This is a genomic window from Streptomyces sp. NPDC002935 (assembly GCF_040611295.1).
Taxonomy (GTDB): domain Bacteria; phylum Actinomycetota; class Actinomycetes; order Streptomycetales; family Streptomycetaceae; genus Streptomyces.
Genome location: NZ_JBEXNW010000015.1, coordinates 52,749 through 74,754 on the forward strand (window position 1 = coordinate 52,749; position 22,006 = coordinate 74,754).

A 22,006-nucleotide genomic window follows, 5' to 3' on the forward strand; every position below is an offset into this window, starting at 1 on the left:
TTGATGTGATCAGCGTGAACGGCTCGCCGGCGCGAACGGTTCCGCCGTGCGGACGGTCCGCTCAGTAGCGCGGGCGGTTGAACCAGGCGACGCCGGACGGCACGATCATCGCCGCCGCCATGATGCCGCCGAAACCGATCCACAGCAGCGCCCATACGAGGGCGGCGGTGGAGTTGGCGTTCGCCGCGGAGATCAGGACGAGGACGCCGAACAGGGACCCCAGGATGCCGTAGATCATGGTGGTGATGCGGACGCCCTGCCCGCCTCTGGTGAACTTGACCCCCAGCGTGATCGACAGGCCCGCGAGGGCGAGGAAGAGCAGCGCGATCACGAGGATGATGCCGGCGGAGTCGTGGCCGAGGTCGGAGAAGCCGTTGTTGCCGAAGGCGTCCTCGCCCGCGTTGGACGCGTCGTTGATGGTGGCGGCGCCGAAGATGGCGAAGATGCCGATGAGGATCTGCACGCCGGCGACGATGTAGAGCAGCACGCGGGCGGTGGTCATCAGGCCCGGCATGGTCTGCGGCATCATGTTGCCGCCCGGGTAGCCGGGGAACGCGGGCTGCTGCGGGTAGCCGTAGCCCTGCGGGGGTACGCCGGGAGGGGCCTGCGGGTATCCGTAGCCGGGAGCCGTCGGCGGTGCGGCGGGAGGCTGCTGCGGCGGCGGGCCGTAGGGGTTGTTCGGGTCGCCGAAACTCATGGCGGGTTTCCTCCGTTGCCTGGTGCGGGGACGACGCGCGGCACGGTTCGGAGGAATTTCTACAGAGCGGTCCGTCCCCCCGGTACTGCCCGCGACACTGTGTGCTCATCGTTCTTTAGCAGACTCTTACTTGTCCAGCTCCATTCCCTATGTGTTGTGCAAGTGCAACATCAGTGATCATGGCGGGATACGAGCGAATCGGGCGCCGGAGGGCCGCCGCGGCCCCGGATTGGAACCAGGACCGGGTCATCCGGGAGGATGGGGGCCATGACCGCCCAGATTCTCGATGGCAAGGCCACCGCAGCCGCGATCAAGTCCGACCTGACCGTCCGCGTGGCGGCCCTGAAGGAGAAGGGCGTCACGCCCGGCCTCGGGACGGTCCTGGTCGGGGAAGACCCCGGCAGCCAGAAGTACGTCGCGGGCAAGCACCGCGACTGCGCCCAGGTCGGTATCGCGTCCATCCAGCGCGAACTGCCCGCGACCGCCACGCAGGAGGAGATCGAGGCGGTGGTCCGCGAGTTGAACGAGGACCCCGCCTGCACCGGCTACATCGTCCAGCTGCCGCTCCCCAAGGGCATCGACGAGAACCGCATCCTGGAACTGATGGACCCCGACAAGGACGCGGACGGCCTGCACCCCATGAACCTCGGGCGTCTCGTCCTCAACGAGCCCGCCCCGCTGCCCTGCACCCCCAACGGCGTTCTCACGCTCTTGCGCCGCTACGGCGTGGAGATCAAGGGCGCCGAGGTCGTGGTCGTCGGCCGCGGTGTGACCATCGGACGCCCGATGCCGCTGCTGCTGACGCGGCGCAGCGAGAACGCCACGGTCACCCAGTGCCACACCGGTACCCGTGACCTCTCCGCGCACCTCAAGCGCGCCGACATCATCATCGCCGCCGCGGGCTCCGCTCACCTCATCCGGGCCGAGGACGTGAAGCCGGGCGCCGCCGTCCTCGACGTCGGTGTCTCGCGCAGCGCCGAGGGCAAGATCGTCGGCGACGTCCACCCGGACGTCGCCGAGGTCGCCGCCTGGATCTCCCCGAACCCGGGCGGTGTCGGCCCGATGACCCGCGCCCAGCTGCTCGTCAACGTGGTGGAGGCGGCGGAGCGCAGTGTCGGCTGACGGAAATACCCAGCGGTCCGGGGACGGCGCGGCGCGCGGCACGCGAAACGAGTCCAGGTCCAAGGCGAAGTCCAAGTCCGAGATGGAGATTGAGTCCGAGGCTGCGACCGAGACGGGGACAGAGGCCGAAGTGAAGACCGGGACCGCGTCCGAGACCGAGCCGGGGACGGCGGCACGGGATGCCATCAGCGCGCCCGACGCCGAAGGGAAGCCGCAGCGCGCCACGCGGCGCTTCCCGCTGTTCACCCGGGACACGGCACGGCCCGAAGGCGGCGGCCGGGCCGCGCCCGGGGACGCCCCGGCGCCCGCGCGGCAGTGGCCCATTCTCACCGTGCTGTCGGCCGTCGCGCTCGGCCTGCTGCTCACCGCGCTCGACGTGGTCCGCGTCGGCACCGTCCTGATCGGCGCCGCGCTGCTCGCGGGTGCCGTGATGCGCTGGATGCTGCCCAGCGTGGGCATGCTCGCGGTCCGCTCCCGCTTCACGGACATGCTCACGTACGGCGTCCTGGGCGTCGCCATCGTGCTGCTCGCGATGATGGCCCAGCCCCACCCGTTGCTGGAGATCCCGTTCCTCGACGACACGTTGCACTTCACGGTGCGCTGAACCGCGGACGGCTTACGCGTACGGGCCGGCCGGCCTGCGCGTGCCGACGGCCCGTTTCTCCCCTGGGAGGAACGGGCCGTTCTGTCTCCCCGTCCGGGTGCGGCGGCGGCCCGTCCTCTCCCCCGAGTCAAGGACGGGCCGCGCTCGGGCGAAACTTCCGCCCGGGGTCAACCCTTGTGCACGGGAACGGGCTGTTCAACAGCCGGCGGTCCGCTGTGGCATGGAAGTAGCCATTCCGGTACGGTGTGCGCGCCGTGCGACGGGAACCGCCCGATTCCGGCCCTCTGGGCGGTCGTTCAGGGCTTGGCGCCTCGCCGGTGCCGCGGTCGGTGCCTGGGTCGCTGCCGCGGTCGACGGCCGGCGCGACGCGCTTCCCGGGCGGCGGTCACGGGTGAGCGAGCCGACGGTTTCTGTGGTGTCTGGGGGCACTTGTGTGTTCTCGTTGTGTCGATGTCTTGACAAGTTCAGGGATGTACACCGATCTATTACGACAGTCGGGCTAACGTGGCCAATCGGGACGGTACGGGACGTCCCGTGCGAAGGGCGGGGGTTCGACCGGTCGTACGCGATGCCGGTGGAACACTGGACCGTGGCCCGGCGGGCGTGCAACGGTGCACGCCCCGGCTCAAAAGCTCCCGTGCGCCCCCATCCCGGGAACTGAGATCCTGACCGAACGCATCCCTGTGGGTAGCCAGAACGGGGACTTGCCGGAGACAGGGACACCCCCCTGCTCACGCGGAACCGCGAGCTCGGGGAGCCATACGCGGGGAAACAGTTGTGCACGTACGGGGGGAAGAGGGGGAAAGAATGCCTCGTTGGAAGGCCTTGCCGGAGGAACTCGATCCGCAGGTCAGGGAGTTCGCCAGCCAACTGCGACGGCTCGTCGACCGGAGCGGGCTGAGCATCGCCGCCGTGGCCGACCGCACGGGCTACAGCAAGACATCCTGGGAGCGGTACCTGAACGGCCGGCTGCTCGCGCCCAAGGGCGCGATCGTCGCGCTGGCCGAGGTGACCGGGACCAGTCCCGTGCATCTGACGACCATGTGGGAGCTGGCCGAGCGTGCCTGGAGCCGTTCGGAGATGCGCCACGACATGACGATGGAGGCGATACGGATATCCCAGGCGCGGGCCGCGCTGGGGGAGTTCGGGCCGCCGTCTTCGGCGAAGGGGAGCGGCGGGCCGCAGCAGTCGGCCCGCAGGAGCGGCAGCGCGACCGCCGCGCCCGGGATCGCGGGAGCGACGGGGATCGCGCCGGCGGCGCCGCCGGCGGTGCCGCCGGCGGTGCCGTTGCAGCCGTCCGGGCGGGACGGGGGCAGGGTGTCGTACGGGGGACCGTCGTCGTCCGGGGGGGTGCCGTCCGTGGGGTCGCCGTCCGGTTCCGGTGGGGCTTCCGGCACTTCGGTCGGTGGGACAGGGCGTGCTGCCGGTGGCAGTTGGGGGGTTGTCGCGTCGCCGTCCGACGGAGGCGGGCAGTTCGGTCCGGTGGCGCCCGTGGGCCCGGCTCGTACGGCCGGGGGGCCGCCGCCGGAGGACGCTCGGCCCGTCGCTGCCGGGTCGGGGGAGGACAGGGCGCGGCGCAAGCGGCGGCTGACGATGTTCCTCGCCGGGGTCGTGGGTGCGCTGGTCGTCGTCGCGGCCGCCGTCTACCTCACGCGGGGCGGGGAGGAGAAGAGTGCGGGCGGTACGCCGAAGACGCCCGCGACCTCCGCCAGCGCGCAGCCCGATCTGCCGCCCGGGGTGAAGTGCAGCGGGGCCGCGTGCACCGGGAAGGACCCCGAGAACATGGGCTGCGGCGGTGAACTGGCCAAGACCACGACCAGCGTGACGGTGGGCACGACGCTGGTGGAGGTGCGGTACAGCAAGACGTGCGGGGCGGCGTGGGCGCGTATCACGCAGGCTGCGGCTGGTGACCGGGTCGACGTGTCGTCGGGGGCGGCGGCGAAGCAGACGGGTGTCGTGGACGCGGACGCGGATGCGTACACGCCGATGGTCGCGGTGAAGGACGCCGGTGACGCGACGGCTTGCGCAACGCTGAAGTCCGGTCAGAAGGGCTGCACGAAGTAGGGGGGTCGCTTGCGCTCGCGTTCCGGGTGCGGGCGCGGGGTCGCTTGCGCTCGCGTCAGGGTGCGGGTTCGTTGTGGGTCGGGGCCGTGCCGGTACATCCACCCGTCGCCGTTGGATCAGACGTGGGTTTCCGAGGGAGCCGCTGCTCGATCCGGACGTAAGCGACGGGCATGTGATGTACCGGCACGGCCCCTTCCGTGCGTCGACGGCTGCGGGCGCATCGTGGCTTGGGTGTCATCCCTCCCGCGCGGATGAGGGGCGGCTGTTGGGGCGGGCGGAGAAATTCTTGGGAGGGGGGATTGAGTTCGTCAGGACGGGGCAGGCGGACCGTACCCCCACGGGATCCGGTGCTTTCGGGGAGGGGGAGATCCCTTCCCGTGGCCCCCGGTACCCCCTTTGGCGGTCGCCGAGTTCACCCTCTCCCGAGCCCGGCGGCCGCCTTCTTAAAGGGATTTGCGGGGGATCTGTGGGGTGGGCCACACGGACCCGGACGTCCGTGGTCCCGGATGCGCGATAGCCTGACGGCGGATCTCTCTTGACGCCGAGAGATCGATCATCGGAGTCTTTGATCGATCATTGCGGTGGTTGCAGGGGATGATCCTGCACCCGGGGCAGGGACGCCCCACCGCCTGCTGTCATACGGAGAACGCCATGACCCGCACTCCCGTGAACGTCACCGTCACCGGCGCGGCCGGCCAGATCGGTTACGCCCTGCTCTTCCGCATCGCCTCCGGCCAGTTGCTCGGCGCGGACGTGCCGGTCAAGCTGCGCCTCCTGGAGATCACGCCGGCGCTGAAGGCCGCCGAGGGCACCGCCATGGAGCTCGACGACTGCGCCTTCCCGCTGCTTCAGGGCATCGACATCACGGACGACCCGAACGTCGCCTTCGACGGCACCAACGTCGGTCTGCTCGTCGGCGCCCGCCCCCGCACGAAGGGCATGGAGCGCGGCGACCTGCTCCAGGCCAACGGCGGCATCTTCAAGCCGCAGGGCAAGGCCATCAACGACAACGCCGCGGACGACGTCAAGATCCTGGTCGTCGGCAACCCGGCGAACACCAACGCGCTGATCGCCCAGGCCGCCGCTCCGGACGTACCCGCCGAGCGCTTCACCGCGATGACCCGCCTGGACCACAACCGCGCGCTGACCCAGCTCGCGAAGAAGACGGGCACCACGGTCGCCGACATCAAGCGTCTGACCATCTGGGGCAACCACTCCGCCACCCAGTACCCCGACATCTTCCACGCCTCCGTCGGCGGCAAGAACGCCGCCGAGGTCGTCAACGACGAGAAGTGGCTCGCCGAGGAGTTCATCCCGACCGTCGCCAAGCGTGGTGCCGCGATCATCGAGGCCCGTGGCGCGTCCTCGGCCGCCTCGGCCGCCAACGCCGCCATCGACCACGTGTACACCTGGGTCAACGGCACGGCCGACGGCGACTGGACCTCCATGGGTATCCCGTCGGACGGTTCGTACGGTGTGCCGGAGGGCCTCATCTCCTCCTTCCCCGTCACCACGAAGGACGGCCGGTACGAGATCGTCCAGGGCCTGGACATCAACGAGTTCTCCCGCTCCCGCATCGACGCCTCCGTGAAGGAGCTCGAGGAGGAGCGCGAGGCGGTCCGCGGCCTCGGCCTGATCTGATCCGACGCGAACCGGGCTGAGCCGAGCTGATCGGTCCGGCTCGGGTCCGCCGTAGTACGCACGATGCCCGGGTGGTGATCACCACCCGGGCATCGTCGCGTTCGCCAGGCGGGAGCCTGTGATGCGTACGGAAAGTACGTAGCGAACGTATGTGCTTTGTCGCCATAAAGAGGGGTGCGGCAGGCGGAATCCTCACTATCGTCGTCACGTACGGTCCGCCGGGGGAACAGGGGCGCGGCAGAGGTCCGGAGATGACAGCGCCGGAGATCGGGCCGCCGGGCGCGGCCGACGACGGGGAGCGGGGGTGACGGAATGGCGCAGCGATGGGACGCGGACCGTCGGCAATGGGTCGACGACGGTACGGGCCGGACCGACGGCGGTGGAGTTCAGGACGGTGCCGACGCCGGCGGGGTGCCGCCGGACGGGGAGCAGCAGTGGTGGGCGGCGGCCACCCAGGCGGGTCCGCCGCGGCCCGATCCCTGTCCGCCCGCTGCCTCCGCACCACCGCAGCCACTCCCGCCACCGACACAGCAGCCGCAGCAACCGCAGCACCATCAATGGCCCCAGCAGCAGCCGCAGCCGCCCCAGTCCTGGTCGCACCCGAACACGCACCCGAACGCGCAGTCCCCGTCGTGGCCCGGGGGTGGCGCGCCGACCGGGGGCGGTCAGGGGCGCGGGTCCGGTGACTCGCGGCGACTGCTTCTGGTGATCGTGGCCGTGGCCGTTCTGGCGGGTGGCGTGGGCGGCGGGCTGTGGGCGCTGACCAGGGACGACCAGCCGCGGCACACGGGTGCGAGCCCGGCCGGTCCCGCGGTGACCGTCACGGCGACGCGGCCCGGCGCGACCTCGGACACCCCGGACGCCCTGAACACCGCCGGCAGCGAGGGCGTCTACGCCGATCCATCCGGGACGACCGCCCCGGAGCCGGAGCCGGCCCCCGGGTACAGCCGGGCGGTCGATCCGCTCGGCTACACCGTGGACGTGCCGGACGGCTGGGCGCGCGACGAGACGCAGGGCAAGCTGGCGCCCGTCGTCACCTACACGGCCCCCGGTGGCAACCGCCGGCTCATGGTGTTCGAGGTCAAGGAGATCTCCGTGACGGAGTCCTCGGCCCAGGCCCAGGACATCGCGGAGGGGTTCAAGGGCTACCAGTACCTCGACCGGCGGACAGGCGCGGACTGGACGGAGTTCAGCTACCGCTACGACAGCAAGCAGTACGGACCCACCCAGACCCTCGACCACCGCTTCCAGGCCGCCGACGGCACGCCGTACGCCATCATCGCGAGCGGTCCGGCGGGCGCGGACATGACCGAGCAGCTCACGACGGCCGTCAACTCCTTCTGTCCGACCGGGTTCGCCTGCACGAGCGGCACCTAGCGTCCGGGCGGCTTCTTCGCCCCGGCGCCGGGCAGCCGCTTCTCGAACCAGTGCGCCGCGTACACGTTGTCGTCGTACCGCGGGATCTCCGCGTATCCGCACGCCCGGTACATGGCCTGGGCCTCGGTGAGCACGGCGTGCGTGTCGAGCCGTACGACCGTGAAGTCGCGCTCGGTGGCCCGCTGTTCGAGGCCGTCGAGGATGCGGCGTCCGAGGCCGAGCCGACGGGCGCCGGGGTGCACCCACACATGGCGGATCTCGCCCACGTGGGGCGCGAGCCGGCGCAGCGCGCCGCAGCCCACGGGGCGGCTCTCCTCGTAGGCGACGAGGAAGGCGCCCGCCTCGCCCGACACCTCGTGGGGCCGGACGAGGGATCCGGGGTCGAAGCCCTCGGGGAACCGCTCGTCGATGTCCGCCGCGTACGCGGCGAGGCAGGCGCGGGCGTCGGGGGAGGCGCCGTCGACGGTCTCGACGGTGATCGCGGCGAGCCGGAGCAGCCGGTGGGCCGTGTCGAGAGCAGCGGTCAGTTCCGCGCGCCGGGGAGCGGCGAGGCCGCTGAGAAGACCCTCGGCCAGTCCGTCGGCCAGCCGGTTCTGCTCCTTCACCTCGGCCTGTCCGGCGGCCGTGAGCTCGGCGACCCGCAGTCTGCTGTCGCCGGAATGGACCCTCACCCGGACAAGATCCTGTGCCTCCAGGGCCCGCACCATCCGGCTCAAGTACCCGGCGTCCAGGCCGAGCCGGGCCCGGAGTTCCCGCAGGGACGCTCCCGTGTCGCCGATCTCGAACAGCAGCCGGGCCTCGCCGAGGGGGCGGTCCTGGCCGAGGTAGTGGTCGTCGAGAACTCCGATGCGCCGCGTGAAGTAGCGGTTGAACCGCCGCAGCATCGTCACCTGGTCCGCTGACACTGGCTCCATATTTCTTTGACTTTAGTCAAAGGAAACAGAGCTGTCCATCGGTATCCATCGATCGGTCTGGTCGTGTTTCGGGGGATTTTTCCGTGACCCGGCGCACTTTCGGTGACGGATTGTGCATGCATCCGGGGTCGGGGGGCAGGTGCTCACGGCTCCCAGGAGTGACACGCGTGTGACGCGGGGGCATCGAACAGGAACGGAAGGCAACACCGATCATGGCTGGACAGCAGGCAGAACAGACCATCCACGTGGGCGGCGAGTGGCGCGCCGCGCTCTCCGGGGCCACGCGCGAGATCCTCGACCCCGCCGATGCCAAGCCGTTCGCCGTGGTCGCGGAGGGTGACGGCAAGGACACGGATCTCGCGGTCGCGATCGCCCGCGGCGCCTTCGACGAGGGCCCTTGGCCGCGCACACCCGTCGCCGAGCGCGCCGCCCTGCTGCGCCGCGTCGCCGACCTTCTCGTCCGGGACCGCGAGGAGCTCGGGCTGCTCGAAAGCCGTGACGCGGGCAAGACCCTGGAGGAGGGGCGCGTCGACATCGACTGCGTCGCCGACGCCTTCCGTTACTTCGCCGACCTCGTGGTGGGGGAGGGCGGCGGACGCGTGGTGGACGCCGGGTCGTCCGACATCCACAGTGTCGTCGTGCACGAGCCCGTCGGTGTGTGCGCGCTGATCACGCCCTGGAACTATCCGCTCCTGCAGGCCAGTTGGAAGATCGCGCCCGCCCTGGCCGCCGGCAACACCTTCGTGGTCAAGCCGAGCGAGATCACCCCGCTGACCACCGTCGCGCTGCTCGGCCTGCTGGCCGAGGCGGGGCTGCCCGCCGGTGTCGCGGGCCTCGTCACGGGCCCCGGACACACCGTGGGCGCCCGCCTCGCCGAACACCCCGACGTCGACCTCGTCTCCTTCACGGGCGGCCTCGCCAGCGGTACGAAGGTGGCACGCGCCGCAGCGGTGACGGTCAAGAAGGTCGCGCTCGAACTCGGCGGCAAGAACCCCAACGTCGTGTTCGCCGACGCCTGCGCCACCGAGGAGGGTTTCGACACCGCCGTCGACCAGGCCCTCAACGCCGCCTTCATCCACAGCGGTCAGGTGTGCTCGGCCGGTTCACGGCTCATCGTCGAGGAGTCCGTGCGCGAGCGCTTCGTCGCCGAACTCGCCCGCAGGGCAAGCGCGATCCGGCTCGGCCGCGGCACCGAGGACGGCGTCGAGTGCGGACCGCTCGTCTCCGAGCAGCAGCGCGAGAAGACCGAGGCGTACGTCGCCTCCGCGCTGGCCGAGGGCGCGGTGCTGCGCGCCGGCGGCAAGCGGCCCGAGCCGTCCGAAGTCCGGCCCGCCAACGGGTACTTCTACGAGCCGACCGTCCTCGACCAGTGCCACCGCGGGATGCGCGTCGTCCGCGAGGAGGTCTTCGGGCCCGTCCTGACCGTGGAGACGTTCGCCACCGAGGACGAGGCCGTCGCCCTCGCCAACGACACCGAGTACGGTCTCGCGGGCGCCGTCTGGACCGCCGACGCCGGCCGCGCCCGTCGTGTCGCCGGCCGGCTGCGCCACGGCACCGTCTGGATCAACGACTTCCACCCCTACCTCCCGCAGGCGGAGTGGGGCGGCTTCGGCAGGAGCGGCGTCGGACGCGAACTCGGCCCGGCCGGGCTCGCCGAGTACCGCGAGACCAAGCACATCTACCAGAACCTCGCCCCGGCGCCCGTCCGTTGGTTCGCCGGCTGACCTCGGCGACCGTTCCACGGCCGACCCCGGCACCCGTTCGTCGGCAGATCCCGATCCCTCCCCATCCCGATCCGGAGACGGAGACGGAGCCGGAGCCGGAGCCGGTCCGCAGGCCGACTCCGAAGGCGTGGGCTTCGCCCCGAAGGGCCGGACCTGTCGTAGTCCGCAGTCCGCAGGCCCCCAGTACCCGTCCCTCTTCCCAACCCCCCACCGCACAAGGCACCTTGGAGCACCCTTCATGTCCCAGCACGAGAACACGTACGACTACGTCGTCATCGGCGGCGGCACGGCGGGCTCCGTGATCGCATCCCGCCTCACCGAGAACCCGGACGTCACCGTCGCCGTCATCGAGGGCGGCCCCAGCGACGTCGGCCGCGACGACGTCCTCACCCTGCGCCGCTGGATGGGCCTGCTCGGCGGGGAGCTCGACTACGACTACCCGACCACCGAGCAGCCGCGCGGCAACTCGCACATCCGGCACAGCCGGGCCCGGGTGCTCGGCGGCTGTTCGTCGCACAACACGCTGATCGCGTTCAAACCGCTGCCGTCGGACTGGGACGAGTGGGAGGCGGCCGGCGCCAAGGGCTGGGGCGCGGTGCCGATGGAGGCGTACTACACGCGGCTCCTCAACAACATCGTCCCGGTCGACGAGAAGGACCGGAACGCGATCGCGCGGGACTTCGTGGACGCCGCGCAGTCCGCGCTCGACGTACCGCGCGTCGAGGGCTTCAACCGGCAACCGTTCACCGAGGGCGTCGGCTTCTTCGACCTCGCGTACCACCCGGAGAGCAACAAGCGGTCGAGCGCCTCGGTGGCGTACCTGCACCCGGTGATGGACGAGCGCCCCAACCTGACGCTCCTGCTGGAGACCTGGGCGTACAAGCTGGAACTGGACGGCACCCGGGTCACGGGCGTCCGCGTCCGGGCGAAGGACGGCGAAGAGGTCCTCGTCAGGGCGAGGAACGAGGTGCTGCTGTGCGCCGGCGCCGTCGACTCGCCGCGTCTGCTGCTGCACTCCGGCATCGGACCCGCCGGTGACCTGGAGGAGCTGGACATCCCCGTCGTGCACGATCTGCCGGGCGTCGGCGAGAACCTGCTCGACCACCCCGAGTCGGTGATCGTCTGGGAGACGAACGGGCCGATCCCGGAGAACTCCGCGATGGACTCCGACGCGGGCCTGTTCGTACGCCGCGATCCCGAACACCAGGGCCCCGACCTGATGTTCCACTTCTACCAGATCCCCTTCACGGACAACCCCGAGCGCCTCGGCTACGAACGCCCAGCGCACGGCGTCTCGATGACCCCCAACATCCCCAAGCCCCGCAGCCGCGGCCGCCTCTACCTGACCAGCGCCGACCCCGTCGTCAAACCCGCCCTGGATTTCCGGTACTTCACGGACGAGGACGACTACGACGGTCGTACCCTCGTCGACGGCATCAAGATCGCCCGTGAGATAGCCAAGGCCGAGCCGCTCGCCGGCTGGCTCAAGCGCGAGGTGTGCCCCGGCCCCGGCATCACGGACGACGAGGAACTCGGCGCGTACGCACGGCAGGTCGCGCACACCGTGTACCACCCGGCGGGCACCTGCCGGATGGGCGAGCTCTCGGACGAACTCGCGGTGGTGGACCCCGAACTGCGCGTCCGCGGCCTCGACGGCATCCGGATCGCCGACGCCTCCGTCTTCCCGACCATGCCCGCCGTGAACCCCATGATCGGGGTGCTCATGGTCGGCGAGAAAGCCGCCGCCCTGATCGGGGGCGGTGCGTGATGAGTACGACGACCAACGGCAACACCACGGCCGGTTCGGACGACGGCGCGGCAACCTCCCAGAACACCACGGCCGGTACGACCGACGGCACGGCAACCACCGCCGGTGGTACGGGAATCGACCCCGTCGGTACGGGAGCCGGCCCCGTCTTCTCCGTGCGCAACCTCTGGAAGGTCTTCGGGCCGAAGGCCGACCGCGTCCCCGGAGACCCCGAACTCGCCGGCCTCGACGCCGCCGGACTCCGCGCCGCCACCGGCTGCACCGCCGCCGTCCGCGACGTCAGCTTCGACGTGCGTAAGGGCGAGGTCTTCGTCGTCATGGGCCTGTCCGGCTCCGGCAAGTCCACGCTGGTGCGCTGCCTCACCCGGCTGATCGAGCCCACCTCGGGCGGCCTCGCGATCGACGGCGAGGACGTCCTCGCGATGGACAAGGCCCGGCTGCGCGAACTGCGCCGCCACCGCGCCGCCATGGTCTTCCAGCACTTCGGCCTGCTGCCGCACCGCTCGGTGCTCGACAACGTCGCCTACGGCCTGGAGATCCAGGGCGTCGGGCGTGAGGAACGCCGGGCGAAGGCCGCCGAGGTCGTCGCCAAGGTCGGCCTGGAGGGCCTGGAGCAGCGCAGGCCCGGACAGCTGTCCGGCGGGCAGCAGCAGCGCGTCGGGCTGGCCCGCGCGCTCGCCGTCGACCCCGAAGTCCTGCTCTTCGACGAGCCGTTCAGCGCGCTCGACCCGATGATCCGGCGTGACATGCAGGAAGAGGTCGTCCGGCTGCACCGCGAGGAGGGCCGCACGATGGTCTTCATCACCCACGACCTGACCGAGGCCCTGCGCCTCGGCGACCGCATCGCCCTCATGCGCGACGGCCGGATCGTCCAGCTCGGCACCCCCGAGGAGATAGTCGGCTCCCCGGCCGACGCCTACGTCCGCGAGTTCGTCCGCGACGTGCCCCGCGAGCAGGTCATGACGGTCCGCACGGCCATGCGGGCCGGGGACTGCGGCGGACGGGACCACCCCGGCGCGCTCGTTCCCGACACCGTGGTCGTGGACGCCATCAAGACCGTCGCCCGCACCGGCCGGGCCGCCTGCGTCGTCCAGGACGGCCGCTGCCTCGGTGTCGTCGACCACGAGCGGCTGCTCGAAGTCGTCGCCGGGACGGACCTGAGAGCCGGCGCGGACCCGCGCACCGGGTCGGATCCGCACGCCGGTTCGGGCCCAGACGCAGGTTCGGGCCCGCGCAAGGAGGCGGTGTGATGGCCGCAGTCACCGCATCCGTTCCCCGTACGGACCTTCCCGGTCGCCTCAGGCACCCCGCCGTCGGCAAGCTCCTGCTGCTCGCCGTCGTCGCGGCGGTGCTCGTGCCCCTCGCCGACGCCCGCTGGGCCAGTGGCAGCTGGCCGCACGCGCTGACCGTCGACCTGACCGAACCGCTCGGCAAGGCCAGCGACTGGATCATCGACAACCGCGACAGCCACCCGCTGTTCCTGTACTTCTTCGGCTACGTCAGCAACGCCGTCGTCCTCTCCGTACGCGGCGTCTATCTGCTGCTCCTCGCGGCCGGCTGGGCCGGAGTGACCGCGGTGGCCGCCGTCGTGGCCTGGCGCGCGGCAGGCGTACGCCTGGCACTCGGAACCGCCGTCGCGTTCCTCGCCTGCGGACTGCTCGGCATGTGGGTGCCCACCATGCAGACGCTGGCGGTCATGGTGGTCGCCGTGATCGCCTCCGTCCTGCTGGGCGCGCTGCTCGGCCTCGCCGCCGGGCTCTCCGACCGCACCCACCGGGCACTGCGCCCCGTCCTCGACACCATGCAGGTGCTCCCGGCGTTCGCCTATCTGCTGCCGGTCGTGCTGGTCTTCGGCATCGGCGTCCCCGCGGCCGTGCTCGCCACCGTCGTCTACGCCGCCCCGCCCATGGCCCGCCTCACCGCGCTCGGCCTGCGCGACGCGGACGAGGGAGTCATGGAGGCCGTCGCCTCGCTCGGCGCCACGGCCCGCCAGCGCCTGCTCTCCGCCCGCCTCCCGCTGGCCCGCAAGGAACTCCTCCTCGGGCTCAACCAGACGATCATGATGGCGCTGTCCATGGCCGTCATCGCCTCCGTGATCGGCGCCGGTGGTCTCGGTGACCGCGTCTACCAGGCCCTCGCCTCCGTCGACGTGGGCGCCGCGCTCGCCGCGGGCATTCCGATCGTGCTCATCGCCGTCGTCCTCGACCGGGTCACGGGCGCGGCCGGCGAGCGTCTCGGAGAGGCCCGTACGAGCACTCCCTGGCTGTACGCGGCGGTCGCCGCCGTGGCCGTCGCGGTCGCCGGACGTCTCGTCGGCCGGCTGGACTGGCCCGACGCGTGGGTGGTGAACATCGCCGAGCCGGTGAACAGCGCCGTCGACTGGATGACCGATCACCTGTACTCGGGTGTCCCCTACATCGGCGGCACCGCCGACTGGGCGGGCCACTTCACCACCTGGGTCCTCGACCCCGTCCGGGACGGCCTGCAGTGGCTGCCCTGGTGGTCGGTCCTGCTGATCGTCGCCGCCCTGGCCTGGCTGATCGGCACCTGGCGCACCGCGCTCACCGCAGTCCTCGCCATGGCCGCGATCGGCGTGCTGGGCGTGTGGAAGCCGTCCCTCGACACCCTCTCGCAGGTCCTCGCGGCGGTCGCCGTGACCCTTGTGCTCGGCTTCGCCACCGGTATCGCGGCCGCGCGCAGCGAGCGGTTCGAGCGCCTGCTCAGGCCGGTCCTCGACGTCTTCCAGACCATGCCGCAGTTCGTGTACCTCATCCCCGTGGTCGCGCTGTTCGGCGTCGGCCGCGCGCCCGCCGTCGCCGCCGCGGTCGTCTACGCGCTGCCCGCCGTCGTCCGCATCACCACCCAGGGACTGCGCGGCGTCGACCCCGCCGCACTGGAAGCCGCCCGCTCCCTCGGCGCGACCCCCGCACAGCAACTGCGCCAGGTCCAGCTCCCGCTGGCCCGCCCGGCGCTGCAACTCGCCGTCAACCAGGGTGTCGTCCTGGTCCTCGCCGTCGTCATCATCGGCGGCCTGGTCGGCGGCGGCGCGCTCGGTTACGACGTCGTGTTCGGCCTCGCCCAGGGTGACCTGGCCACCGGACTGGTCGCGGGCGCCGCGATCGTCTGCCTCGGCCTGATGCTCGACCGGGTGACCCAGCCGACCGAACGCCGCGCGAGGAAGGGAGCCTGACATGCGACTTCGTACGACATACACGGCGGTGGCCGGTGTATCGGCCCTGCTGCTGCTCACCGGCTGCGGCGCCGCCGACATGACCCAGCAGGCCTCGCCCTTCGCGAACGCCCAGGGCGCCAGGACGGTGACCCTGTCCGTGCAGTCGTGGGTCGGCGCCCAGGCCAACGTGGCCGTCGCGCAGTACGTCCTCGAACACGAGATGGGCTACCGCGTCGACACCGTCCAGGTCGACGAGGTGCCGGCCTGGGACGCGCTCAGCCAGGGCCGCGTCGACGCGATCCTGGAGGACTGGGGCCACCCCGACCAGGAGAAGCGGTACGTCGAGGACAAGAAGACGATCGCGCCCGGCGGAGACCTGGGCGTGACCGGGCACATCGGCTGGTACGTCCCGACGTACTTCGCGAAGCAGCACCCCGACGTCACCGACTGGAAGAACCTCGACAAGTACGCCGACCGGATGCGTACGCCCGAGAGCGGGGGCAAGGGCCAACTCCTCGACGGGTCCCCCTCGTACGTCACCAACGACAAGGCGCTGGTGGACAACCTGCACCTGAACTACCAGGTGGTGTTCGCCGGTTCGGAGGCCGCGCAGATCACCCAGATGAAGCAGTTCGCGAAGGAGGAGAAGCCCTTCCTCACCTACTGGTACTCCCCGCAGTGGCTCTTCGAGAAGGTCCCCATGACCGAGGTGAAGCTGCCCGCCTACAAGGAGGGCTGTGACGCCGACGCGGCGAAGGTCGCCTGCGCCTACCCGCACACCCCGCTGCAGAAGTACCTCAACGCCGACTTCGCGAAGACCGGCGGCAAGGCCGCCGCCCTCCTGAAGAACTTCAAGTGGACCACCGAGGACCAGAACGAGGTCTCCTTGATGATCGCCAACGACAAGCTCACGGCTCAGGAGGCGGCGAAGAAGTGGGTGGAGCGCCATCCGTCGACCTGGCGGGCGTGGCTGCCGTCGTAGCCGACGGGCGCGGCGGCGGGGCGGGTGCCGGAAGCGGCCCCGCCCCACGGAGAGCGACATGCGGGCGGCGGTCCGCGCAGGGCGCCTCCGGCATCCGGACGGAGGAGCCGCCCTCCGTCCGGACGGCGGCGAGCGGCCCGCCGGACACCGGCCGGACGCCGAGCAAGGCGTCGGCCGACCTACCTCAGTTCCGCCGCGATGTCCCCCAGCGCCTCCGTCGCCCGGCGCTGCAGCCCGGGTCCGAACGTGACCCGGGTGGCCCCGAGCTCACCCAGTTCGCCGGCCGACACGCCGCCGAGCCGGGCGAACAGGTTCACCGGCCCCTCGATGCCGGACCGCAGCAGCGGAAGCACGTCGGCCGGTGCCCCGATCGGATACACGCAGTCCGCCCCAGCGGCGACGTACAGCGCGGCCCGTTCGATGGCCCGCTCGGGATCTCCGTCCCCGTGTGCGAAGACATCGACTCGGGCGTTCACGAAGAGCAGGTCCGCCGCCGCGCTCCGCACCTCGGCCAGCCAGTCGGCGTGCCGGGCCGCGTCCTTGAGGACACCGCCCTCGGAGTCCTCAAGATTGCAGCCGACGGCGCCCGCCGCCAGCAACCGCTCCACCAGCTCCTTGGGCGCGAGCCCGTAGCCGTCCTCGACATCCGCCGACACCGGCACGTCGACGGCCCGCACGATCCGCGCGACGGCGGCGAACATCTCGTCGGCCGGCGTCTCCCCGTCCGCGTATCCGAGCGAGGCGGCGACCCCGGCACTCGGCGTGGCGAGCGCGGGGAACCCCGCGTCCACGAAGACCCGCGCGCTCGCGGCGTCCCAGGGCCCGGGCAGCACCAGCGGATCGCCCGGCACCCGCCCGTGGTGCAGCGCCCGGAACCTCTCGGCCTTGTTCACCACCGCGTACTCCCCTCCGGGACGCGCCGGGCCGTCACTTGTGCTGGCCCGCCTGGTAGTGGCCCGGCACCATGCGACAGGTCACGCCGAACCGGTTCCAGGCGTTGATCACCGTGATCGCGGCGATCAGCTGGGCCAGATCGGCCTCCTCGAAGTGCCGGGCCGCGCGCTCGTACACCTCGTCCGGCACGAACCTTCCCCCAGACTCCGTCCGGGAGGTGCCCCCAGTGAGCACGGTGACGGCCTCGGTCAGCTCGATCGCCGCGAGCTCCTTCTCCGTGTAGAAGTGCCGCGACTCCTCCCACGCGCCGAGCTGCACGATCCGCTCCACGCTCTCACCTGCCGCGAGCGCGTCCTTGGTGTGCATGTCGAGGCAGAACGCGCAGTGGTTGAGCTGCGAGGCGCGGATCTTCACCAGCTCCAGGAGCACGGGGTCCACCCCGCGCCGGGCCGCCGCGTCGAGCCTGACCATCGCCTTGTAGACGTCGGGGGCGAGCTCGGCCCAGTGCAGCCGGGGGGCGTGCTCGGGCGCGTAGGGCGCGGTCCCGTCAGCGGTGGTCGTGCCGTTCGTCGTCGTGTTCTGCGTCATCGTGTTCTGCGTCGTCGTGTTCCGCGTGGTCATGTCCTGCGTTGTCATGCGTTCGACCCTACGAGGGGAGTAGCCCAGGAGTATGGTCCATTTCCATGGTGAAAACATGGGCCACTTTGGGGGTCGACCTGCATGTCGAGCCGACCGGATCCGGCGTCCGCAAAGGACTGACGGACGCACTTCGCGAGGCGGTCCGCAGCGGCCGGCTGGCCCCCGGAACCCGTCTCCCCTCCTCCCGATCGCTCGCCACCGACCTGGGTATCGCCCGCAACACGGTCGCCGACGCCTACGCCGACCTCGTCGCCGAGGGCTGGCTCACCGCACGCCAGGGCTCGGGCACGCGGGTGGCCGAGCGGACCGTCGTACGACCGGCCCCGGAGGCCGCGCCGCGCCGCCGTCAACCGGGCCGTCCCACCTACGACCTCGTCCCCGGCACCCCCGACCTCGCGTCCTTCCCGCGCGCCGCCTGGCTCAAGGCCGCCCGCCGCGCCCTGACCGTCGCACCGCACGACGCCCTCGGCTACGGCGACCCACGCGGCCGCCCCGAACTGCGCACCGCCCTCGCGGGCTATCTCTCCCGCGCCCGGGGCGTCCGCGCCGACCCGGAGCGCATCGTGATCTGCTCAGGCTTCTCGGACGGCCTGACACTGCTCGGCGCGGTCCTGCGCCGGCGAGGTCTGCGCTCGCTCGCCGTGGAGTCGTACGGCCTGGACGTGCACTGGAATCTCCTGCACCGGTCGGGCCTGCGCACGACCCCGCTGCCCTTCGACGAACTCGGCACCGACACACGCGACATGACGGGTGCACGAGCCGTCCTGCTCACCCCCGCCCACCAGTTCCCGATGGGCGTGCCGCTGCACCCGGACCGCCGGGCCGCCGTCGTCGGCTGGGCCCGCCGCACCGGCGGGCTCGTCCTGGAGGACGACTACGACGGCGAGTTCCGCTACGACCGGCAGCCCGTCGGCGCCCTGCAGGGACTGGACCCCGACCACGTGGTCCATCTGGGCACCGCGAGCAAGTCCCTGGCACCCGGCCTGCGCCTGGGCTGGCTGGTCCTGCCGCCGTCCCTCGCGGACGAGGTCGTCTCGCTGAAGGGCGAGGGCGGCTGGTCCACCGGCGCGCTGGACCAGCTGACCCTGGCGGAGTTCATCACCTCCGGCGCCTACGACCGCCACGTCCGCGCCGCCCGGTTGCGCTACCGGCGCCGCCGGGACGCCCTGGTCGCCGCGCTCGCCACCCGCGCCCCGGCCGTGCACGCCACCGGTATCGCCGCGGGGCTGCACGCCGTGCTCCGACTCCCGCCGGGCACCGAGCAGTCGGTCGTCCAGGCCGCCGCCTGGCAGGGCCTCGCCGTCCACGGCCTGTCGCGCCATCGCCACCCCGGCGCTCTCACCCCGCCCCAGGACGCCCTGGTCGTCGGCTACGGCACACCGCCGGATCACGCGTGGTCGGGCGCGCTGGACGCGCTGTGCCGGGCGCTTCCCTGAAGCGGGGTCCATGATCCGGAGGTGCGCCCGTGCGGTTCACTCTCGGGAGGCCCGGACCCGCCCTCGTCCTCGTCCTCGTCCTTGCCCTCGTCCTTGCCCTTGTCCTCGCGGAACGCTCACGCCTTCCGTGACCCCTCCGCCGCGGACTCCGCTCCCGTCCCCGTCCCCGTCTCTGCCCCCGCTCCCGTCTCCGTGCCCGGCGCCTCGCCGAACCGCGCCAGCGCCAGGGCTCCCGCCACCGCCACCGCGAAACCGAGCACCGCCAGCCAGGTCAGCCCCTCGCGCGTACGGTCGCCCAGCCACACCACTCCCACCAGCGCGGGCCCGATGGTCTCCCCGATGACCAGCCCGGCCGTGGCCGTGGTCACCGAACCCCGTTGCAGGGCCGTGGTGAGCAGCAGGAACGCCGCCCCACCACCGACCAGCAGCGCGTACGTCGCCGGATTGCTCAGCAGCGTCCCCGGATCGAGATCCTCGATCAGCCGCACCGCCACCTCGACCACACCGAACCCGAACCCCGCCCCGAGTCCCAGCGCGAGCGCCCTGCCCCGGTCGGGCAGCCGCCCGCCGACGAGCCCCAGCACCAGGACGGCCAGGGACGTCCCCAGCATCGCGTACTTCAACGCCAGGGAACCCGTCCGGTCCCCCTCCGCCCCGGACGCCAGCCCCAGCATCCCGAGCCCCGCGCACACCACGGCCACCGCACCCCACTCGACCCCGCTCAGCCGCACATGGAGCAGCCACGAGGCCACCACCGCGGTAACGGCGAGGCTCGCGGCGAGGGCCGCGCCGACGGCGTAGATCGGAAGCGACCGCAGCGCGGCGATCTGCAGCAGGAACCCGACCCCGTCGAGGCCGAGGCCCGCCAGATAGCGCCACTGCCGCAGCGCCCGCAGCAACAGCGCCGCCGCGCCGCCGGCCCCGCCGCCCGTCCCGCCCTCGCCCGCCGCCCGCGCGGCCATCGCCTGCAGAACCGTCGCCGTACCGAAACAGACCGAGGCACCAAGGGCGCACACCATTCCAAAGAGCACGAAGCGACTGTAGGGGACGGCGCTTCGCGGGGGGCCACCGAAGGCGCGCCGTTCGTGATCTCTAAGGTGTTCCCCTCACCGAAGACATGATCTGAGCAGAACAAACGGGGGAACGGACATGGCAGACGTACGACGCCAACTGCGCTCGGGCACGGTCGTCCTCGGCGGTATGGGACTCCTCGCGGCGGCGCTCACCGCCTGCTCCTCGGAGCCCGACAAGCGCTGCGTCGACCGCGACAGCTACACCATGGGCAAGGGCTACAAGGTCGTCGCCGACCAGAACTGCAAGTCCACCAAGACCTCGTCCAACGGCGCCTGGTACTACGGCGGCAAGAAGAAGAGCAGCTGGATCGACAGCGGCTCCTTCACCAAGCCCGGCAAGGGCTCCGGCGGTTCGGGCGGCGGCGTCCACCGCGGCGGCTTCGGCAGCGGCAAGGGCAGCTCCGGCGGCTGATCCGCGCGCACGAAGCGCGCCCGCTCCTCCCGCCGAACAGAGAACCCACGCACCCATGGAACGCCGCACCATCGCCCCGCGCCCCGGCTGGCAGCAGACCGTCGAGCAGCAGGGACTCATCTACCCGCTCACCCGCTACCCCGACGACTCCCTGCGCCCTTACTGGGACGAGAGCGCCTACTACGCCTTCTCCCTGCCCGAGGTGGAGGCGCTGGAGGAGGTCGTCGAGGAACTGCACGCCATGTGCCTGGCGGCGGCGGGCCACATCGTCGAGCGGGGACGCTTCGCCGACCTCGGAATCGACGATCCACGGGTCGTGGCGGCCGTCGCCGAGGCCTGGCACCGCCGTGCCGAACTCCCGTCCGTCTACGGCCGTTTCGACCTCCGCTACGACGGCGCGGGCCCGGCGAAGCTCCTTGAGTACAACGCCGACACGCCGACCTCGCTGGTCGAGGCCGCGAGCCCCCAGTGGTTCTGGATGGAGGACCGCTTCCCCGGCGCCGACCAGTGGAACTCCCTGCACGAACGTCTCGTCGCCGCCTGGAAGAAGCAGGGCGCCCTCCTTCCGCCGGGCAGTCCCCTCTACTTCGCGCACTCCGCCGACGACGAGCTCGGCGAGGACCTGATGACGGTCGCCTACCTGAAGGAGACCGCGGAACAGGCCGGCCTCGACACCGACTGGATCTCCATGGAGGAGATCGGCTGGGATCCCCTGTCCGGCCGTTTCGTCGACAACCGACTCGGCTTCATCCGCAGCTGCTTCAAGCTCTACCCATGGGAGTGGCTCACCTCCGACCAGTTCGCCGGCCACGTCCTGGACACCCTCGACAACGGCGGCGGCACCGGCACGACCCTGTGGATCGAGCCCGCCTGGAAGATGCTCCTCTCCAACAAGGCCCTCCTCGCCATCCTCTGGGAGCTCTACCCGGACCACCCGAACCTGCTCCCCGCCTACCTCGACGGCCCGCGCGAGCTGGCCCGTACGAACGGGTACGTCGCCAAGCCCCTCCTCGGCCGCGAGGGCGCCGGTGTGACGATCCACGAACCCGGCGCCGCCCCCGTCGTCCGCGAGGAGGCCTGCTGCTACCAGGAGCTGGCACCGCTCCCGTCCTTCGACGGCAACCGTGTCGTCCTCGGCGCCTGGGTCGTCGAGAACGAGTCGGCGGGCCTCGGCATCCGAGAGTCCTCCGGCCCGATCACGGACGAGTACGCCCGCTTCCTGCCCCACGTGATCCTCTAGCCACCGGACCCGGGCGGGTCCAGGCGGGTCAGGGCGGGCCCGGGCCGATCCGGAGTCGCCCGCCGACCCGGGCAGTCCGCAGCCGTCGGCCCGGGCAGTCCGGAGCCGTCGGCCCGGGCAGTCCGGAGCCGTCGGCCCGGGCAGTCCGGAGCCGTCGGCCCGGGCAGTCCGGAGCCCTCCGGGCCGAGCAGTCCGGAGCCCTCCGGGCCGAGCAGTCCGGAGCCCTCCGGGCCCGTTCGGTTCCAGG

Annotated in this window: 18 protein-coding genes; 13 read left to right on the forward strand and 5 right to left on the reverse strand. The window is 71.7% G+C overall.

The window, feature by feature from the left end:
- Positions 1 to 61 precede the first annotated feature (61 nt).
- Positions 62 to 697 (reverse strand): hypothetical protein, encoded by a 636-nt coding sequence (locus ABZX90_RS21500; RefSeq protein WP_351133715.1) that lies wholly within the window; start codon positions 695 to 697, stop codon positions 62 to 64.
- Positions 698 to 964: 267 nt separating this feature from the next.
- Here ABZX90_RS21500 and ABZX90_RS21505 point away from each other — a divergent pair, with 267 nt between their 5' ends.
- The 5 genes from ABZX90_RS21505 to ABZX90_RS21525 all read left to right on the forward strand — a co-directional run bounded on the left by ABZX90_RS21505 (position 965) and on the right by ABZX90_RS21525 (position 7,505).
- Positions 965 to 1,819 (forward strand): bifunctional methylenetetrahydrofolate dehydrogenase/methenyltetrahydrofolate cyclohydrolase, encoded by an 855-nt coding sequence (locus ABZX90_RS21505; protein ID WP_355207030.1) that lies wholly within the window; start codon positions 965 to 967, stop codon positions 1,817 to 1,819.
- A gap of 82 nt (positions 1,820 to 1,901) precedes the next feature.
- The gene (locus tag ABZX90_RS21510) at positions 1,902 to 2,423 is read left to right on the forward strand and encodes a DUF3017 domain-containing protein (RefSeq protein ID WP_355207033.1); all 522 of its coding nucleotides are present in this window, start codon (positions 1,902 to 1,904) and stop codon (positions 2,421 to 2,423) included.
- A gap of 807 nt (positions 2,424 to 3,230) precedes the next feature.
- The gene (locus ABZX90_RS21515; protein WP_355207035.1) at positions 3,231 to 4,487 is read left to right on the forward strand and encodes a DUF2690 domain-containing protein; all 1,257 of its coding nucleotides are present in this window, start codon (positions 3,231 to 3,233) and stop codon (positions 4,485 to 4,487) included.
- A 651-nt stretch (positions 4,488 to 5,138) separates the two neighbouring features.
- The gene (locus tag ABZX90_RS21520) at positions 5,139 to 6,128 is read left to right on the forward strand and encodes a malate dehydrogenase (protein WP_351128279.1); all 990 of its coding nucleotides are present in this window, start codon (positions 5,139 to 5,141) and stop codon (positions 6,126 to 6,128) included.
- A gap of 312 nt (positions 6,129 to 6,440) precedes the next feature.
- Positions 6,441 to 7,505 carry a hypothetical protein gene (locus ABZX90_RS21525; protein ID WP_355207038.1) on the forward strand — a complete coding sequence of 355 codons (1,065 nt, stop codon included), beginning with the start codon at positions 6,441 to 6,443 and terminating at the stop codon, positions 7,503 to 7,505.
- Here the strand turns inward: ABZX90_RS21525 and ABZX90_RS21530 are convergent.
- Positions 7,502 to 8,419 (reverse strand): helix-turn-helix domain-containing GNAT family N-acetyltransferase, encoded by a 918-nt coding sequence (locus ABZX90_RS21530; RefSeq protein WP_355207041.1) that lies wholly within the window; start codon positions 8,417 to 8,419, stop codon positions 7,502 to 7,504. The genes ABZX90_RS21525 and ABZX90_RS21530 overlap by 4 nt on opposite strands.
- A 212-nt stretch (positions 8,420 to 8,631) precedes the next feature.
- Between ABZX90_RS21530 and ABZX90_RS21535 the strand changes: the two genes are divergently transcribed.
- From ABZX90_RS21535 to ABZX90_RS21555, 5 genes are all read left to right on the forward strand, one after another.
- The gene (locus tag ABZX90_RS21535) at positions 8,632 to 10,143 is read left to right on the forward strand and encodes an aldehyde dehydrogenase family protein (protein ID WP_355207043.1); all 1,512 of its coding nucleotides are present in this window, start codon (positions 8,632 to 8,634) and stop codon (positions 10,141 to 10,143) included.
- A 238-nt stretch (positions 10,144 to 10,381) separates the two neighbouring features.
- Positions 10,382 to 11,911, forward strand: coding sequence for a GMC oxidoreductase (locus tag ABZX90_RS21540; RefSeq protein WP_355207046.1), 1,530 nt, complete (start codon positions 10,382 to 10,384; stop codon positions 11,909 to 11,911).
- A 116-nt stretch (positions 11,912 to 12,027) separates the two neighbouring features.
- The gene (locus ABZX90_RS21545; protein WP_355207207.1) at positions 12,028 to 13,161 is read left to right on the forward strand and encodes a glycine betaine/L-proline ABC transporter ATP-binding protein; all 1,134 of its coding nucleotides are present in this window, start codon (positions 12,028 to 12,030) and stop codon (positions 13,159 to 13,161) included.
- Positions 13,161 to 15,101, forward strand: coding sequence for an ABC transporter permease subunit (locus ABZX90_RS21550; protein WP_355207049.1), 1,941 nt, complete (start codon positions 13,161 to 13,163; stop codon positions 15,099 to 15,101). Before ABZX90_RS21545 ends, ABZX90_RS21550 begins: the two co-directional genes overlap by 1 nt.
- A gap of 1 nt (position 15,102) precedes the next feature.
- Positions 15,103 to 16,065: an ABC transporter substrate-binding protein gene (locus ABZX90_RS21555; protein WP_355207052.1), complete on the forward strand. Its 963-nt coding sequence runs from the start codon at positions 15,103 to 15,105 to the stop codon at positions 16,063 to 16,065.
- A 179-nt stretch (positions 16,066 to 16,244) separates the two neighbouring features.
- On the opposite strand, the gene ABZX90_RS21560 is transcribed toward ABZX90_RS21555, so the two are convergent.
- Positions 16,245 to 16,958 (reverse strand): isocitrate lyase/phosphoenolpyruvate mutase family protein, encoded by a 714-nt coding sequence (locus tag ABZX90_RS21560; protein WP_351128265.1) that lies wholly within the window; start codon positions 16,956 to 16,958, stop codon positions 16,245 to 16,247.
- Between the two features lie 34 nt (positions 16,959 to 16,992).
- Complete coding sequence (locus ABZX90_RS21565) at positions 16,993 to 17,547, reverse strand: carboxymuconolactone decarboxylase family protein (RefSeq protein ID WP_355207210.1); 555 nt, start codon at positions 17,545 to 17,547, stop codon at positions 16,993 to 16,995.
- Positions 17,548 to 17,642: 95 nt separating this feature from the next.
- Between ABZX90_RS21565 and ABZX90_RS21570 the strand changes: the two genes are divergently transcribed.
- A complete protein-coding gene (locus ABZX90_RS21570) occupies positions 17,643 to 19,034 on the forward strand; it encodes a PLP-dependent aminotransferase family protein (protein WP_355207054.1) in 1,392 nt (463 codons plus the stop codon).
- 116 nt (positions 19,035 to 19,150) lie between these two features.
- Here the strand turns inward: ABZX90_RS21570 and ABZX90_RS21575 are convergent, their stop codons facing one another.
- Positions 19,151 to 20,053 carry a hypothetical protein gene (locus tag ABZX90_RS21575; RefSeq protein ID WP_355207213.1) on the reverse strand — a complete coding sequence of 301 codons (903 nt, stop codon included), beginning with the start codon at positions 20,051 to 20,053 and terminating at the stop codon, positions 19,151 to 19,153.
- Positions 20,054 to 20,183: 130 nt separating this feature from the next.
- Here ABZX90_RS21575 and ABZX90_RS21580 point away from each other — a divergent pair, with 130 nt between their 5' ends.
- Together ABZX90_RS21580 and ABZX90_RS21585 are read left to right on the forward strand one after the other, a co-directional pair.
- Positions 20,184 to 20,519: a hypothetical protein gene (locus ABZX90_RS21580; protein WP_355207057.1), complete on the forward strand. Its 336-nt coding sequence runs from the start codon at positions 20,184 to 20,186 to the stop codon at positions 20,517 to 20,519.
- 55 nt (positions 20,520 to 20,574) lie between these two features.
- Positions 20,575 to 21,759: a glutathionylspermidine synthase family protein gene (locus ABZX90_RS21585; RefSeq protein ID WP_355207060.1), complete on the forward strand. Its 1,185-nt coding sequence runs from the start codon at positions 20,575 to 20,577 to the stop codon at positions 21,757 to 21,759.
- Positions 21,760 to 22,006 lie beyond the last annotated feature (247 nt).

Coding starts and splice junctions, on each gene's coding strand:
- ABZX90_RS21500 (WP_351133715.1), bottom strand. CDS start 697: ATGAGTTTCGGCGACCCGAACAACCCCTACGGCCCGCCGCCGCAGCAG.
- ABZX90_RS21505 (WP_355207030.1), top strand. CDS start 965: ATGACCGCCCAGATTCTCGATGGCAAGGCCACCGCAGCCGCGATCAAG.
- ABZX90_RS21510 (WP_355207033.1), top strand. CDS start 1,902: ATGGAGATTGAGTCCGAGGCTGCGACCGAGACGGGGACAGAGGCCGAA.
- ABZX90_RS21515 (WP_355207035.1), top strand. CDS start 3,231: ATGCCTCGTTGGAAGGCCTTGCCGGAGGAACTCGATCCGCAGGTCAGG.
- ABZX90_RS21520 (WP_351128279.1), top strand. CDS start 5,139: ATGACCCGCACTCCCGTGAACGTCACCGTCACCGGCGCGGCCGGCCAG.
- ABZX90_RS21525 (WP_355207038.1), top strand. CDS start 6,441: ATGGCGCAGCGATGGGACGCGGACCGTCGGCAATGGGTCGACGACGGT.
- ABZX90_RS21530 (WP_355207041.1), bottom strand. CDS start 8,419: ATGGAGCCAGTGTCAGCGGACCAGGTGACGATGCTGCGGCGGTTCAAC.
- ABZX90_RS21535 (WP_355207043.1), top strand. CDS start 8,632: ATGGCTGGACAGCAGGCAGAACAGACCATCCACGTGGGCGGCGAGTGG.
- ABZX90_RS21540 (WP_355207046.1), top strand. CDS start 10,382: ATGTCCCAGCACGAGAACACGTACGACTACGTCGTCATCGGCGGCGGC.
- ABZX90_RS21550 (WP_355207049.1), top strand. CDS start 13,161: ATGGCCGCAGTCACCGCATCCGTTCCCCGTACGGACCTTCCCGGTCGC.
- ABZX90_RS21555 (WP_355207052.1), top strand. CDS start 15,103: ATGCGACTTCGTACGACATACACGGCGGTGGCCGGTGTATCGGCCCTG.
- ABZX90_RS21565 (WP_355207210.1), bottom strand. CDS start 17,547: ATGACGCAGAACACGACGACGAACGGCACGACCACCGCTGACGGGACC.
- ABZX90_RS21570 (WP_355207054.1), top strand. CDS start 17,643: ATGGTGAAAACATGGGCCACTTTGGGGGTCGACCTGCATGTCGAGCCG.
- ABZX90_RS21575 (WP_355207213.1), bottom strand. CDS start 20,053: ATGGTGTGCGCCCTTGGTGCCTCGGTCTGTTTCGGTACGGCGACGGTT.
- ABZX90_RS21580 (WP_355207057.1), top strand. CDS start 20,184: ATGGCAGACGTACGACGCCAACTGCGCTCGGGCACGGTCGTCCTCGGC.
- ABZX90_RS21585 (WP_355207060.1), top strand. CDS start 20,575: ATGGAACGCCGCACCATCGCCCCGCGCCCCGGCTGGCAGCAGACCGTC.